This is a genomic window from Paenibacillus thailandensis (genome assembly GCF_042685365.1).
Taxonomy (GTDB): domain Bacteria; phylum Bacillota; class Bacilli; order Paenibacillales; family Paenibacillaceae; genus Paenibacillus_AP; species Paenibacillus_AP thailandensis.
In genome coordinates this window covers 40,161-54,736 of the sequence record NZ_JBHUMY010000013.1, presented here as the reverse complement: position 1 = coordinate 54,736, position 14,576 = coordinate 40,161, and the positions used below count along the sequence as shown (strand labels likewise).

Below are 14,576 nucleotides of genomic sequence, written 5' to 3'. Positions count from 1 at the left end.
GCCGGCCGTTCGCCCGGGAACAGCCGGCTTATGCCGTTACTCGGCGGATATGCCGTTTAAGCCAAGCGCGATGAACATCGCGATGCCTTGGCGCATCGCCCGCTCGTCCGGCAGGAAGCGTTCGCTGTGCAGCTTATGCTCTCCCCCTACGCCAAGAAAAGCGAAGCACCCCGGCACTTTTTCCCCGTAAAACGCGAAGTCCTCGCTCGCCATGCTCGGCCGCTCCAGCCATACCACCCGCTCCAGCCCGAAAAGATGCTCCGCGATGCTTGCCGCCTGTCCTGTAAACCGTTCGTCGTTAGCTGTAACGGGATAGAAGAAGCGGTAATCGATCTCCGGCTTCACGCGCATCGCTTCGCCGACGCCGCGAATGACCCGCTCCACCGCTTCCGCGGCCGCCTGCCGGGTCTCCGGCCGAATCGTGCGCACCGTCCCTTTGAGCCGGGCCCGCTCGGGAATAATATTGTAGGCGGTCCCCGCCTCAATCGTACCGATCGTAATAACGATCGGATCAAGCGGGTCGGTCTCCCGGCTCACGATCGTTTGCAAAGCGGTGACGATCTGCGCGGCCGCCGCAATCGCATCGATGCCTTGATGCGGCGCCGCGCCGTGTCCTTGCTTGCCGACCAGCGTCACGTCGAAGGAGTCCATGCTGGCCATGATCGCACCGGCTTTGAAGCCGATCGTGCCAAGCGGAAGCTCCGGCCATACATGGAAGCCGAATATGTAGTCGACATCGGGATTTTTCAGCGCCCCCTCCTCCACCATCCGCTTGCCGCCGCCCAGCATTTCCTCCGCCGGTTGGAAAATGAACTTGATCGTGCCGGTCACATGCTCCCGATTGGACGAAAGCGCCTTTGCCGCGGCAAGCAGCATCGACATATGCATATCATGGCCGCATGCATGCATAACCCCGGGATGCTGCGAAGCGAACGGCGCGCCGGTCTTCTCCTCGATCGGCAGCGCGTCCATATCGGCCCGTAAAGCGATGACGGGACCTTCCTTCCCTCCGTTCAATATTGCAATAACGCCCGTGACCGCTACCCCCTTCTTCACTTCCAGCCCCAGCCCGGTTAAATATTCCATAATGAATTGCGATGTTTTCACTTCTTGGTATCCGAGCTCGGGATGCCGATGAAGCTTGCGGCGTATGTCCGCCGCCTCCTCGAACACCTCGTCCGCCAGCTGCAGCGCGCGCTTATCCATAAGAAATCATATCCTTCCCGAATGATGTCTTGTTCCCGAAGCATTTTACAGCAATGTATAAGTCACTTTTTCTTATTTTAGTACATTAACCCGATAAAGCATAGACGTTTGCAGACAGTGCTCCGATAATCCAAACATATGTCGCTCTATAAATCCCTTAGGCGCTCTATAAATCCCTTAACGGAAAGGAAGCTAACCCTCGCACAGCGCCGATCCAACGAATCCTGCGCACGTTATTGGGCACTACAAGCAACTATACGAAACGGTAACGAACCTCAGCGGCGTTATTCCGTATTTTTCGGCGCTCTTGTTGCACTGCCGGCTCAAATAGCCCCTCTGAAGTTCGTCGGTCCTTGTAAAATGACCGATTTTGCTTAAATAAGCGCGATACGATTCGTAAGCACAAAAGAAGCTTCTTCGATCCTTGCGACTCGATGCAAAAAACAAAGCGGCATCGTCCATTTCGGGACGATGCCGCCGATCGAGCCGGAGCCCTACTTTTTCTTGCCGCGGGGATACTTGACGTTCGGAGCTTTCAACTTGCCTGCCAGCACTTGATCCCGTATGTCTTCGCCCAAATATAAATCGAGATGCGGCGGCTGGTTGTAAGCCGTATTCTGCCAAGCGACGCCCATCCGGTACACGGTATCGTGCATGAGCGTATACAGCCGGTATTCCGTAGGAATCGTCGTGCTGAATACGCGAAGCTCCGAGCTGTCCGCCGCCGGGAGCAGCACTTCTTCGCGCCAGTCTCCGAGGATGTCGGCCTGCAGCGACGGCGTCGCCTTCGTACCGTTATTGCTGACGCCCCCTTCAAAACGTCTTAACGTTTCCGCCTTTCCGGTGCTTTCGTTATATTTCGCAATCGTCGTGTTGTCGAGCAATTCCTGGTGCAAATCCCCGTCCCAATAGAGGGCGAAATTGATGGAAAGCCCGGCTTCCCGGTAGCTGTCGGCGATCGCTTCGCCCTGGACGTTGTAGATGCCGCCGCCCGTTTCCGGAGTGTCGCCGCCTGCTCCCCAAAATTCATAGCCGGGATTCGAAGCGATGTTGGCGGCCAAGCCTCGGCCGGTATCCTTGTAGGCGTAGAAAGACATCAGCGTCTCTCCCGTCGCTCCGTCATGATACTCGAGCGAAGCGACCGACGACACTTCGTGCACGCCGTACACTTGCAGCCCCTCCCGGTCGGGGTCGAACGCGCCGACGTGCAGGGCGTCGCCATGGGAGCCGAGCTCCCGTCCCATCTCGCCGTCCATCGCGTACAGAATCGTGCCGTCATGGTCCAAGGTCAAAGACCCGGCGATAATTTCGTCGAAGCCGTCGTTGTCGACATCCCCCGTCGCCAGGCTGTGGTAGCCGAGCCCGCCCCCTCTGCCTTCCTTGGCCGAATCGAACGTCCATACTTCGCGGAGCTTGCCGTCAACGAGACTGTAAGCCGCAAAGGTCGTCCGCTCGTAGTAGCCCCGGCCGTATACGACGCTTGGCCGGACGCCGTCCAAATAAGCGAGACCCGCAAGAAACCGGTCGGAGCGGTTATGCCAAGTATCTCCCCATGAAGCGACGTCGCCCAAAGCGAACGTGTAGTCGATCGTGTCGATCGCTTGGCCCGTTGCGCCGTCGAATACCGAGATATACTCCGGACCGCCGTACACATGGCCGTTGGCGTTCACCCATTTGCCGTTGTCGTCCGGATTGCCGATGACGCTGATCACTTTGCCGCTGTCGTATTTCCCGTTCGTTGCGCCGTATACCGTCGTCGCGTCGGCCGTTTTGATCAGAAACTCGCTTCTGCCGTCGCCGTCCAGATCGGCCACGATAAATTGATTGTAGTGAGCGCCCGACGTCAGGTTAAGCCCCATGTTCATCCGCCACAGCAGCGTGCCGTCAAGCTTGTAGGCGTCGAATATCGTAGGTCCGGTCATGGCCGATTGCGAGCTGTCGATCGCGTTCGACGGGTACCATTTCACGATGACCTCGTATTCGCCGTCGCCGTCCAGATCGCCGACGCTGGCGTCGTTGACGCTGTAGGTGTAGTCGCCGCTGGCGGTCGTTCCGCCTTCCGGCTTCTGCATCGGAATGCCCAGGTAGTCTTGTCCGAGCGCCAAAGCTTCTTCCGCACCCGCCGCCTTGCCGTTTACGAGCGTCTCGACCTTGTAACGGTCGCCCGGGACGCCGTCTGCGTCGGCGAAATTGGTGACCGCAAGCGGAGCCGCGTTCAGCTTCTGTCCGTTGCGGTACAGGTTGAACGTGACTTTCTTGTCGTATTCGTCGGCGAGCAGCCGCCAGCTGACGAATATGCCGTTATCCGATTTCAGCGCGACGATCCCTCTGTCCAGCCATTCCGTCTGGCGGGGAGCGCGGTTCGGCTCAAGCCGGTTATATACGTACAAGGTGGCGTATTTGCCGAAACGGTTGTCCAACTCTTCCGACTCGGCGAGAACGCCTTTAAACTCGTAAACGCCCGATTCCGCCGGGTTCCAGGCTTTGCCGACAGGTTCCCATTCGCTTACTTCCGCTTCGACTTCGCGGTTATCCGCCAGCGTGACGGTTACGGAGTCCGGCAGACCGATGGATTCCGCCGTTTCATCCGTTTCGTTCACGTAGACGCGGTGGTACGGCAGCGGGTTCACCTTCGTAATGGTGTTGCCGGGGATCGGTTCATAATAGACCCCGAAATTATCCAGGTAGGTCGACCATGTAATGTTATTGCCGGAAGTGCGGATGCCGACAAGCTTGACGGCGGAGACCGTACCGTCAAAAAGCGTGTCTTTCATGGAAGCCGTATATTGCTCGGATGTTCCTGTCGCCCGGTTCGTCAACCGAAGCGCCGCTTCTTCCCGCACCAGATCGAAGCCGATTTCGACCTCGTACCATGCTTTCGGATCGGTTATTCCCGTTGCTGCCGCAGGCTGGCTGCCGGCATAATAGGCAAGCGGCGCTTTATTCGTATAATTCAGAGTAAACACGACATTGTTGGAGCTGTCATAGACGCGGAAGTCGCCGCCGTTCTCGGCCGCCTTGTCCCCTTTATCGTTCAGCGTGCCGGGATACCAGTCGAACTTGAGCAGAATCCGGCTGCCTTTGACCGGGGCGTCAAACGTCTTGGTTGCCACCCGGCCGCCTTTCTGGTCCGCCATATAGAACGATAGCTTCGGCGTCGCGTTGCCTCCGATGTCGGTCGTGTCGATCGAAAGCTCGGCATTCGACGTCGTAAATCCCCAGTTCGGCAGCGTCAACTCCGACGCGTCGCCGAAATCGGTGTAATATGCCGCTTCGTAGCCTTCGATCTCCGGCGCCGCAACGCCGTACACATCGTCCGTTACTGTCTGCGCATCCTCTCCTGCATTGCCGTAGGCGTCATCCGTTACCGATGCCGGTTCTCCTTCGGCCGTAGCGGCGTATGCCGCATCCGCGCGGGCTGCGGAACTTGCGCCGGCTTCCGCCGGAGAAACCGTCCCCGCTTGCGCCATCGCAGAAGCGCTGGACGAAAGCAGCAGTCCCGAGAGGCACAAAGCGATCCACTTCGTTGCATAATTGCCGTTTCGCATGAACCTGTCACTCCTTTGTTTAATTCGTAAAAAGAATGATTGCGGTACCTTGCTTCCTCATCCATTTGTGTTTTGTAAGCGGATTCACAAAATGGCGGACGAACCTGTCAATTCCCTCCCCGCTTTACGTATTCATGATCGGATGCTTGCCGGGTTTGCCCTTCCATGATAGATTCCTGTCCCCTTGCCGTCTATTGCACTTTTTTGCAAAACAAAAAAAGCTTGCTCGAACAAGCTTCCGGGAGGGTTAGCACTTTTTTGAAGACGTTTCGATTCTATTGCATAAATGCCTATTCAGAACCGGACGGCAGGCTTGGGTCAATCGTAAAGACCATCGCGAAAGAAGAGCGACAGATGCGCCGGCTCCCTAACGGAAGGCACTTGCATGCAATGGATGCAAGTGCCCGGGAGCTTTCTGTAAGGAGATGAAGAAAGGGAATCGGTTTCGCTATGGAATGGCTGCTCATCTTATATCGTTCCGATTTTTTGGGCGATAACGACAGACATCGCGTGCTTGTGGGGGATGCCGGACGAATTGCAGTCGAATACGGCCTCCGAGCTTTCCCTAAGCAGCCAGTCATGGTAATAAGATGCGAGCTCTCCCGACCGCCACTTGCAGGCGTTCGGCTCGTTCTCGGGAGGGGGCGCGATGAACGGTTTCTCCACAAATACATTCAGGACGTGGATGCCGTCCGGATTCGTATGGTCCTTGTAATGTTGAAACAGTTCGGACCTGTATTCGGGTTTAATATAATGCAGGACGCCGCTGGAATAAATGATGTCGTACCGCGCGTCCGGGCGGTAATCGTTAATATCCGCTCGGAACGCTTTGACGGTCACGCCTGCCTTGTCCGCCAGCCGTTGCGTCTTCTCGACGCCGGCATCGGATATGTCGAACGCCGTGACGTCATAGCCGTTCCGGGCGAAAAACACGGCGTCCCTCCCTTCCCCGCAGCCCATATCGAGCAGCTTCAGCGGCCTTGTCGGCGGCATCAGCTGCAGCACCTGATAGCAGGCTTTGTTCGGCTCGACGCCCCAATAGTAGTCCGGAGTCCGATACTCGTTTTCGTAGATGGACACTTGTTTGTCCTGCGGCACATAACCAAGCAGCCGGTCCGTGCTAACGTTCAAAATCGCCGCCAAATCCGGGAGAAGCGAAAGATCGGGCATCGTTTGCGCGTTTTCCCATTTGGATACGGCCTGAAACGTAAGCCCGAGCCTCCTTGCAAGCTCCTCTTGGGTAAGTCCTCTTTCCTTGCGGTACCTGCATATGTTCCTTGCCAATTGTTCCTTCAACGGCTACGCTCCTTCGACAGCTTGATAGCCTTATTGTAGGAAGCTTCGCCCCTCGGAACAATAACCGGTTGATTGAGATTTCGTTCCCGCTCAACCGGCGGTTGAGGATGGGTGCCTTGCGCCTCCTGTTCCGTAGGGTCGTGGAGCAGACCCCCTTGCTCGTCCCCCGCCGATGTAACCGTTTTACAAATTCTCCATACGGCCATGACATTCTCTTTACATCCGCCTCATATAGTGGAACAGAACAAATTCGAGCAAAAATGAACGAAACAGCGCGGTAAATGTTCGTTTGTGTTTGCCGCAAGAGAGGGTGCCTCATGAAAGGATTCATTATCGATTTGGACGGAACCGTCTACCGGGGGAGCCAGGCGATCGAAGGCGCGGCCGAAGCCATTGCAGAGTTGAACCGGTCGGGCCGCCGCGTCGTCTTCTTAAGCAATCGCGGCAACATGTCGCGGGCGATGTGCCGCCGCAAGCTTGCCGGCATGGGCATCGACGCCGCCGAGCGGGACATCGTGCTCTCTTCGACCGTGGCGGCCATGTTCTTGATCCGGCATTATCCGGGGCAAAAGGTGTGGACGCTTGGCGACCAAGGGCTGCGCGACGAGCTGGCGTCGATGCGGGTGATGCTTGCGAGCCGGCCGGAAGCGGCCGATTGGCTGCTCATTACGCTGCATGAAACGCTGACGTACAAGGAGCTGAATCAGGCGTTCCGCGCCGTCCGGCACGGGGCCCGCATTATGGCGACCAACGCGGACAAGTCGTTTCCGGGGGATGACGGCGAATCCATCGACGTAGCCGCCATGATCCACGCCATCACCGCTACAACGGGAGCGAGCGTCGAGCATGTGATCGGCAAGCCGTCCGCTCTTATGGCGGAATTGGCTTTGGAAACGCTGGACTTGCCTGCCGAGGACTGCTTGATCGTAGGCGACAGTCTGGAATCCGACATCCGGCTCGGCAAACAGGCGGGCATCCGCACGGCCCTTGTGCTTACCGGGTCCGTAAGCCGCCGCGAGGCGGAAGCGAGCAGCTTCAAGCCGGATTATATACTGGACAGCTTGGCCGATTTGCCGAAAATCGTGTCGCAAGAGGAAGCGAGGAGGATGAAGGAATGACAAGCGGCAGAATAAAGCGGCTGGCGAAACGCATCGGGGATAACGACTCCTCTTGCAGGCTGGACCGTCTGGAGATCAAGGCCGGCGCCTTGCTCGAGGCGGCCGAATATTTGGAATCGCGGAATTTCCGCTCGGTTGTGATCGCGGCCGACAAGGCGACGCATGAAGCGGCGGGAGCCGTGCTAGAGAAGCGAATCGCGCGCGCGGGCCTATCCGTCGCAAGCGAAACGATCAAACCGAACGGCCGGCTGGACGTCATCGCCGACGAAGCGTCGATTATCCAGCTCTTATTAGCCGTTCAAAAGCATGGAGCGGACTGCATCGTCGCCGCAGGCGGCGGAACGATCCACGATATCGCAAGGTATGCCGCCTATACGGCGGGAATTCCGTTCGTATCCGTCCCTACCGCCCCTTCGGTGGACGGCTTTAATTCCAAAGGGGCCCCGATTATTGTCCGAGGGGAAAAAATAACGATTCCCGCCCTCGGCCCGGACGCATTGTTCGCCGATCTCGATATTCTGGTCCGCGCGCCGAAGCCGCTGATCGCGGCCGGATTCGGCGACATGCTGGGCAAATTCACTTCCCTGTTCGATTGGAAGTTCGGCGCACGCATCGGAGGCGAGCCTTATATGGAAGAAAGCGCGGCGATCACGAGATCGGCGCTGGAGTACTGCATCGACCGCGCGGAGCTTATCGCCGCAGGCGGCGAGGAAGGCGTCCACGCGCTCATGAGCGCGCTTGTCGAATCGGGCCTTGCCATGCTGCTGTTCGGCAAATCGCACCCGGCCTCGGGCGCGGAGCATCATCTGTCGCATTACTGGGAGATGGAATATATCCGAACCGGCCGCAGGCAGCTGCTGCACGGCGCCAAGGTCGGAGCGGCCTGCGCGGAAATCAGCGGCTTGTACCGCTCCATCGCGGAACGGGGACCGGACGTATGGCGCGCGAACGAGACGGAGTCCAAGGAACGGCTCGCTTTGCTTGACGGCTGGGAATTCGTCGCCTCCGAAATCCGGAGCATTCCGGAACCGGATCAATTGAAGGAATGGCTCGCTCTGGTCGGCGGACCGGTCTCGCCCGCAGAGCTCGGCATCGAGCCGGAGCTGCTGGAGAGAAGCTTGCGCGAAGCCCATCGCGTCCGCATGGAGCGGTATACGCTGCTTAGGGCTTATAACGAAGGAGCCTTATAAGTTGAACAAATGAACTTCCGTAATTAAGCCTAATGAAATGGAGAAAGGGAATTCCTTTGAGAGCAAGTTTGGGCTTTAAGTTTCCGCCATCCGAAGGCCAATTGCAATGAAAGAAACTTAAAACCAGATGTCTGAAGCTGCAAGGGAATCCCTTTCGAATGGAAGGGCCATCGATTCTAAAATTCAACTTATGAGCTAGCCTGTCCTTACATGATCTTCATATCTCGATAACATTCCTTTGACGGTTGGCTCCTATAATCGAAATGAGCATAAATACACAAACCGCACAGCAAAACGCATAACCGTGAGCGTTGTTGCGCGAAAACGTCAGGAGGAAAGAAAGTGCTGGCAGCCGAAAGGAAACGGCGCATTATCGCCTATGTCCGGCAATATCATACCGCTTCGATCAGCACGCTCGCCAAAGAGTTTCGGGTCCACGAGGCGACCATTCGCCGGGATTTGGCCGAAATCGAGCGGGAAGGGCTGCTGAAGCGGACGCACGGCGGAGCCATCGTGGAGGAATGGACGAACGACGAACCGCCCTTCAACGAACGCGCGACGCAGCATTTGGAGGAAAAAATGAGAATCGGCCAAATGGCCGCCAGCCTTGTCCAGGACGGGGATCATATCATCATCGATTCGGGCACGACCACCCAGTACATCGCCAAAAACCTGCTGCACCGCTCGAACATCACCGTCGTCACGAACGACATGAACATCGCCGCGGAGCTGCGGGACGCGCCGGGCATTAAAGTGATCGTTACCGGCGGCGAGCTGTACCCTTCCAGCTATATGCTGAACGGCATGTTTACGGATCATGTGCTCCGCTCCCTTCACGTCATCAAGGCGTTTATCGGCACGCCGGCGATTCATCCCCAATACGGGCTGATGCACCCGGAGGCGCAGCTTGTGCCCGCCAAGCAGGGCATGATCCGCGCGGCAAGGGAAATCATCGTCGTGACGGATCACAGCAAAATCGGCAAGCAGTCGCTGCACAGCGTCGCGCCGAACAGCATGATTCATTGCTTGATCACCGGCCAGGAGGCGGATCCGGAAGCGGTCAAGTCGTTCCGCGACGCCGGGATAACGGTCTATACCGTATAACCCGGTCCGGCCCCCGTGCCGGACGCTCTGAAGGGATTTAAGCCTACATTATGCGGCAAGGAGGATAAAGAATGGCATCGATCGAGTTCGTTCGGGTCTCGAAGTCGTTTGACAAAAACGAAGTCATTTCCGATTTGAACCTAAAAATCGAGGACGGCAAATTCACCGTGCTCGTCGGCCCTTCCGGATGCGGCAAAACGACGCTGCTGCGCATGATCGCGGGTATCGATCCGCAAACGTCGGGCTCCGTCCTGATCGACGGCAAAGACGTGACGCGCATTCCGCCGGGCCGGCGCGGCGTAGCCATGGTGTTTCAAAACTACGCCATCTACCCCACCATGTCGGTTCGGGAAAACATCGAATTCGGCCTCAAAAACAACAAAGTTCCCAAAGCGGAGCGTAAAGAGCTGGTCGAAAGCATCGCCGAAACGGTCGGCTTGTCCGACTATCTGGACCGCAAGCCGTCCACGCTGTCCGGCGGCCAGCGGCAGCGCGTAGCTCTCGCCAGAGCGATGGTGAAGAAGCCGTCGGTCTTCCTGATGGATGAGCCGCTCTCCAATCTGGACGCCAAGCTGCGCGTACAGATGCGGATCGAGCTCATCGAATTGCACAAGAAGCTGGGCACGACGTTCGTGTACGTCACGCACGATCAGGTGGAGGCGATGTCCATGGCGGACACGATCGTGCTGATGAACAAAGGCGTCATCCAGCAGGAAGCGTCCCCGGAGACGATGTACCGGGAGCCCGTCAACCGGTTTGTCGCCGAATTTATCGGCGTTCCGCCGATGAATATCGGCAAGCTGCCGGACGGAGGCGACGTCTCCTTCGGCTTCCGTCCCGAAAGCGCGGTGCTGTCCGCCGAGCCGCTCGGCCTTCACTACTCCGAACGGGGAACCGTCGCGACGAGAGAAATGCTCGGCTCCGAGACGGTGTACCAGATCCGGTGCGGGGATCAAGCTTTTATGGTGAAATCCGCGGAGGACCGTTTCAAGGTGGATCAGGAGGTCTATATGGGCGTAGCCGCGGATAAGCTTTGCTTCTTCGACGCGGACGGGAAGCGCATTCGCGGCAAGGCCGAGCACGCAAGCTGGCTTCAGGCGATGAGAGGGATGCTGTATGCATAGGAAAAGCTGGAGCGAGACGATCCGGCCCTACTTGATGATCGCACCCGCCATGGCCGGCATATTCCTGTTCGTCCTTTATCCGATTGTCTATCTCGTCTATCTCAGCTTCTACGATTACAATCTGATGAACAAAGCGAAAAGCAAATTTATCGGCTTCGATAACTTTGCGCAAATTTTTACGAGGCCCGACTTTTACAAGGCGCTGTCGAACACGGCGGTTTATACGGCCGGCGTCGTCGTGCTGACGATGGTTCTGGCGCTGCTGACAGCCGTATGGCTAAGCCGGAATACGAAATTCAACGCGTTCGTGCAGGCCAGCATTTTTACGCCGCATATCGTCTCGATCGTGTCCATTTCGCTCGTATGGCTGTGGATGATGGAGCCTAGTCTCGGATTTCTCAATTACGTGCTGAAATCGCTGGGCTTGCCGCCTTCGCAATGGCTGCAAAGCTCCAAAACGGCGCTGCCGTCGGTCATCCTCGTGTCCGTCTGGCAAGGAATCGGCTATTACGTGCTCATTATCGTGGCCGCCCTGAAAGGCGTCCCGCCCAGCATTTACGAGGCGGCGGCGCTGGATAACGCGAGTAAATTCAGAGTATTCTGGAAAATTACGCTGCCGATCATTTCGCCTCAGCTCTTTTTTATTCTCGTCATCATGACGATCGGCTCCTTCAAGGTGTTCGATACGGTGAAGGTGATGACCGGAGGCGGACCGAACGACGCCACGAACACGATCGTTTACTATATTTACGGTTTCCGGACGACCAACATCGGGTACGCATCCGCAACGGGCGTCGTGCTTATGGCGATCGTCGGCCTGCTGACGCTGCTGTACTTCCGGCTTCTGGCCAAGAAGGTTCACTATCAATAAGCCCGGCTTTCCGGGAAAGGAGGACCGCCACCTTGAGAACGCTTGAATGGAAATGGGCGGGCCGGACGCTCGGCTACGCGTTGAAAACCGCCGTCATCCTGGTTTTCGTTTTCCCTTTCCTGTGGATGATCTCGACATCGCTGCAAAGCTTTGAGGAAACGATGGCGTTTCCGCCGACCTTGATTCCCGCCGTTCCGCAATGGCGCAACTTTGCGGACGCGATGAGCGCGGGGCCGTTTCTAACCTATGCGAAAAATTCGGTGATCATTACGTTGTCGATCATCGTCCTGCAGATGCTCGTCATGATTCCGGCCGCCTATGCGTTTGCCAAATACAGGTTCCGGGGCAGCAGGCTGCTGTTCGGGCTGGTGCTGCTGGCGTTCATGATTCCGGGTCAGGTAACGTTCATCCCGGTCTATCTGATGATGGCGGATTGGGGCATTACCCGGACGCTGCTTCCGCAGATCGTGCCGTTCGTCTCGAACGCGTTCGGCATCTTTTTGCTGCGGCAATATTTTATGCAGATTCCGGAGGAGATCGTGGAGGCGGCGCGCCTCGACAACACCGGCGAATTTAAAATCATGTGGAAGCTCATGGTGCCGATGTCGAAGCCGGCGCTGGCGACGATCGCGCTGTTCAGCTTCGTCAGCCATTGGAACGACTATTTCTGGCCGCTCGTCATGACGGATTCGGCCGCGATCCGGCCGCTCACGCTCGGCATCGCCACGCTGCGCGAAACCGAAGGGATCAGCAACTGGCATATCATTATGGCCGGCAACGTCATTCTGGTGCTTCCGATCCTTCTCGTTTATCTGTTCTGCTCGAAGCAGATCGTCAAAGCTTTTGTTTATTCCGGCATTAAGTGACGTCAAATTTTAACGGCATTAATCATTCGCCATGATGGAGGTTAATTCGATGAAGAAGAAATGGACCGCAACGCTTGCATCTTTCACCTTGCTGACCGGGCTGCTTGCCGCATGCAGCGGCGCGGGCAACGGGGGCACCGCCGCTCCCGAAAGCGCCGGCGCTTCCGCCGGGCCGGGCCAAACGGAAAAAACGACCGTTCAGTTCTGGCATTCCCTTGGCGGCAAAAACGGCGAGTACTTCGACGCACTCATCCAGCGGTTTAACGCCTCCCACGACGACATCGAAGTCGTCGGCACGTATCAAGGCTCCTACGACGAAACGGTCACGAAGCTGCAGCAGGCGATTCCTGCGGGGACGGCTCCGGACGTCAGCATGCTCGAACGGGCTTACGTTCAAATGTTCGCCGATTCGGAGGTGCTCGAGGACCTTACGCCGTACCTCGAATCGTCGGGCATGAGCCAGGACGATTTCGTCCCCGGACTGATGGGCCATTCGGTGTTTAACGATCAGCTCGTTTCGCTGCCGCTCAACCGTTCGACCCCGATCCTGTACGTCAATAAGACGATGCTGGACGAAGCGGGACTGAAGGTGCCGACGACCTGGGAGGAGCTGAAAGAGGTAGCAAACGCTCTAGTCGTCAAAGAAAACGGCGAAATCAAGCGCTACGGCGTAACGATGCCTTACGACACCTGGTATCCGCTGGCGATGATCACTCAGGCGGGCGGCACGTTCTTCAACGAGGACAAGACGTCGATCGGCTTCGGCGACAACGGCGTCGGCGTCAAAGTATTCAGCTTCCTGAAGGATCTGCAAAGCACGGGCGCGCTTTATTACCCGCCTTCGCAGGATTCGGGCAACATTACGAACCAAATGTTCGTCGACGGCAAGGTCGGCCTTCTGTACCAATCGACCGGCTCGATGGGCGGGCTGGACGCTTCCGTAAAATTCGACTACGTAGCGGCGTTCCTGCCGAAGGATCAACAATACGCGAACCCGACCGGCGGCGCCAACGTGGCCATGCTCTCCTCGTCGAAAAACAAAGAGGCGGCCTGGGAGTTTATCCGCTGGGTGATGCAGGACGAAGAAGGCGGACAGCAGTTCATTCTGGACTCCGGTTACCTGCCGTTCACGAACAAAATGGTCGAATCGCAGGCCATTCAAGATCTATGGGCGGCGGAGCCGAACCGCAAGGTCGCGTTCGAGCAGCTCCAATATGCGGTGGATACGAACCTCGACACGGGCTGGCCGGAAATTATGAAGGAGTTTTTCTCGGCGATGGAAGCGATTTTGTACGACAGCAAGGACATTCCGTCCACGCTTGAAGAATTCCGCAAAGAAGCGGAGCGCATTCTGGCCGAATAACGAATCCATGCGAGAGGAGCGCAAACGATGATCGAACGCATTCAAGAAGGCTCGTCCGTTCTCGTCAGCGGACATCGGGGCTACAAAGCCCGCTATCCGGAGAACACGCTGCTCGCCTTCCAGCGCGCGCTGGAGATCGGCGTCGATATGCTCGAGTTCGACCTGCACATGACCAAGGACGGCCATATCGTCGTCATTCACGACCATACGGTGGACCGGACGACGAACGGCACGGGCGAAGTCGGCGAGTTGACGCTGCGCGAGCTGAAGGAGCTGGACGCGGGAGGCTGGTTCGGCCCGGCGTTCGAGGGACTTAAAATTCCGACGCTTGAGGAATTGTGCGAACTGCTTCAAGGCTATCCGGATGTGCTTCTGAACGTGGAAATCAAACGCGGGCCGCGTGCGAAAGCGACGGCGGACGCCGCCGTTGCGACGCTGGATCGCTACGGCTATATGCCCCGCTCGGTGTTCGTTTGCTTTGACGCGGACGTTCTCGCGTATTTGCACGACCGGCACGGCGTAAGGACGCAAGGCTTCCTGGAAGGCGTCATGCATAATTTCGTCCATGGCGAAGGCGGCACCTATTCGAAAATGTGGGCGGCCGGCGTCGAAATGAAGCTGCTGACGCCGGATGTCGTGCGCATGTTCGGGGAGCTCGGCATTATGGTATGGTCTTATTGCCCCGACACCGAGACCGAGGTGCTGTATTCGCTGGGCTGCGGCGTCAAGCTGATGACGTGCAACGACCCCGTTCCCGCATTGGAAACGCGGAAAAAGCTTCAGCTCGCCTGAATGGGCCGCCGGGACGGAAAGGCAGCGCAAACCGGATCCTGCGGCCGGGAACGAATAGGCAGCGTTCCGGAGGGCTCTCGGCTATTTCCCCGCTCAAA

The 14,576-nt window shown here is 57.5% G+C and carries 11 protein-coding genes; 8 read left to right on the top strand and 3 right to left on the bottom strand.

Translation table 11 applies throughout. The features are described 5' to 3' along the window. Window positions 1-36: 36 nt before the first annotated feature. The 3 genes from ACFSW5_RS13895 to ACFSW5_RS13885 all read right to left on the bottom strand — a co-directional run bounded on the left by ACFSW5_RS13895 (window position 37) and on the right by ACFSW5_RS13885 (window position 6,050). Entirely contained in the window at window positions 37-1,206 is a 1,170-nt protein-coding gene (locus tag ACFSW5_RS13895) for a M20 metallopeptidase family protein (protein WP_379274069.1), read from the bottom strand. Window positions 1,207-1,700: 494 nt separating this feature from the next. Continuing rightward, on the bottom strand, window positions 1,701-4,754 hold the full coding sequence (locus tag ACFSW5_RS13890; RefSeq protein ID WP_379274067.1) for a rhamnogalacturonan lyase: 3,054 nt from the start codon (window positions 4,752-4,754) through the stop codon (window positions 1,701-1,703). Window positions 4,755-5,222: 468 nt separating this feature from the next. Then, complete coding sequence (locus ACFSW5_RS13885; RefSeq protein WP_379274065.1) at window positions 5,223-6,050, bottom strand: methyltransferase domain-containing protein; 828 nt, start codon at window positions 6,048-6,050, stop codon at window positions 5,223-5,225. Window positions 6,051-6,367: 317 nt separating this feature from the next. Between ACFSW5_RS13885 and ACFSW5_RS13880 the strand changes: the two genes are divergently transcribed. From ACFSW5_RS13880 to ACFSW5_RS13845, 8 genes are all read left to right on the top strand, one after another. Further along, window positions 6,368-7,168 (top strand): HAD-IIA family hydrolase, encoded by an 801-nt coding sequence (locus ACFSW5_RS13880; RefSeq protein ID WP_379274062.1) that lies wholly within the window; start codon window positions 6,368-6,370, stop codon window positions 7,166-7,168. Beyond that, window positions 7,165-8,358 (top strand): sn-glycerol-1-phosphate dehydrogenase, encoded by a 1,194-nt coding sequence (locus ACFSW5_RS13875; protein WP_379274060.1) that lies wholly within the window; start codon window positions 7,165-7,167, stop codon window positions 8,356-8,358. The genes ACFSW5_RS13880 and ACFSW5_RS13875 overlap by 4 nt, the downstream gene beginning before the upstream one ends. Before the next feature lie 342 nt (window positions 8,359-8,700). Beyond that, window positions 8,701-9,462: a DeoR/GlpR family DNA-binding transcription regulator gene (locus tag ACFSW5_RS13870; RefSeq protein ID WP_379274057.1), complete on the top strand. Its 762-nt coding sequence runs from the start codon at window positions 8,701-8,703 to the stop codon at window positions 9,460-9,462. A gap of 71 nt (window positions 9,463-9,533) precedes the next feature. Further along, window positions 9,534-10,586: an ABC transporter ATP-binding protein gene (locus tag ACFSW5_RS13865; protein WP_379274055.1), complete on the top strand. Its 1,053-nt coding sequence runs from the start codon at window positions 9,534-9,536 to the stop codon at window positions 10,584-10,586. Further along, the gene (locus ACFSW5_RS13860) at window positions 10,579-11,457 is read left to right on the top strand and encodes a carbohydrate ABC transporter permease (protein WP_379274052.1); all 879 of its coding nucleotides are present in this window, start codon (window positions 10,579-10,581) and stop codon (window positions 11,455-11,457) included. The genes ACFSW5_RS13865 and ACFSW5_RS13860 overlap by 8 nt, the downstream gene beginning before the upstream one ends. Before the next feature lie 125 nt (window positions 11,458-11,582). Further along, the gene (locus ACFSW5_RS13855; protein ID WP_379274383.1) at window positions 11,583-12,323 is read left to right on the top strand and encodes a carbohydrate ABC transporter permease; all 741 of its coding nucleotides are present in this window, start codon (window positions 11,583-11,585) and stop codon (window positions 12,321-12,323) included. A 49-nt stretch (window positions 12,324-12,372) separates the two neighbouring features. Continuing rightward, window positions 12,373-13,686: an ABC transporter substrate-binding protein gene (locus ACFSW5_RS13850; protein WP_379274049.1), complete on the top strand. Its 1,314-nt coding sequence runs from the start codon at window positions 12,373-12,375 to the stop codon at window positions 13,684-13,686. Between the two features lie 27 nt (window positions 13,687-13,713). Beyond that, the gene (locus tag ACFSW5_RS13845; protein WP_379274047.1) at window positions 13,714-14,478 is read left to right on the top strand and encodes a glycerophosphodiester phosphodiesterase family protein; all 765 of its coding nucleotides are present in this window, start codon (window positions 13,714-13,716) and stop codon (window positions 14,476-14,478) included. Window positions 14,479-14,576 lie beyond the last annotated feature (98 nt).

Excerpts from the sequence above, each read along its gene's own strand:
- ACFSW5_RS13895 (WP_379274069.1), bottom strand. The coding sequence starts at position 1,206 with ATGGATAAGCGCGCGCTGCAGCTGGCGGACGAGGTGTTCGAGGAGGCG.
- ACFSW5_RS13890 (WP_379274067.1), bottom strand. The coding sequence starts at position 4,754 with ATGCGAAACGGCAATTATGCAACGAAGTGGATCGCTTTGTGCCTCTCG.
- ACFSW5_RS13880 (WP_379274062.1), top strand. The coding sequence starts at position 6,368 with ATGAAAGGATTCATTATCGATTTGGACGGAACCGTCTACCGGGGGAGC.
- ACFSW5_RS13875 (WP_379274060.1), top strand. The coding sequence starts at position 7,165 with ATGACAAGCGGCAGAATAAAGCGGCTGGCGAAACGCATCGGGGATAAC.
- ACFSW5_RS13865 (WP_379274055.1), top strand. The coding sequence starts at position 9,534 with ATGGCATCGATCGAGTTCGTTCGGGTCTCGAAGTCGTTTGACAAAAAC.
- ACFSW5_RS13860 (WP_379274052.1), top strand. The coding sequence starts at position 10,579 with ATGCATAGGAAAAGCTGGAGCGAGACGATCCGGCCCTACTTGATGATC.
- ACFSW5_RS13855 (WP_379274383.1), top strand. The coding sequence starts at position 11,583 with ATGATCTCGACATCGCTGCAAAGCTTTGAGGAAACGATGGCGTTTCCG.
- ACFSW5_RS13850 (WP_379274049.1), top strand. The coding sequence starts at position 12,373 with ATGAAGAAGAAATGGACCGCAACGCTTGCATCTTTCACCTTGCTGACC.
- ACFSW5_RS13845 (WP_379274047.1), top strand. The coding sequence starts at position 13,714 with ATGATCGAACGCATTCAAGAAGGCTCGTCCGTTCTCGTCAGCGGACAT.